Genomic DNA, 228 nt, shown 5'->3' with positions numbered 1-228 from the left:
CAGATGTCCCACGTCCACCAACGACATCCACGCCGCGACGCCCGGTATTCCCACCGCCACAGCCGAAGTCGGCGAGAGACCGTTCGGCACCACAACGAGGCTTTCCGGCCGGACCGCCGCCTGCTCGGCAAGCGTGCCTGATGGCGGTATCGCCTGGTCGACATACGCCAGGCCACCGTCATGCCGGACAACGGCTTCATTTCCGACCACTCGAGGAGTTTCCTGCCC

General features: G+C 65.8%; 1 protein-coding gene. It reads right to left on the bottom strand.

Features of this window, described 5'->3' with window-relative positions:
• A partial coding sequence (locus tag SB717_RS40155; protein ID WP_410908977.1) for a hypothetical protein occupies window positions 1–210 on the bottom strand: 210 nt, incomplete at its 3' end.
• Window positions 211–228 lie beyond the last annotated feature (18 nt).

Source organism: Priestia sp. SIMBA_032, assembly GCF_046535215.1.
In the GTDB taxonomy this organism is placed as follows: Bacteria; Bacillota; Bacilli; order Bacillales; family Bacillaceae_H; genus Priestia; species Priestia aryabhattai.
Note: the sequence above shows the minus strand (reverse complement) of the source record. Positions and strands in the feature narration are given on the sequence as shown.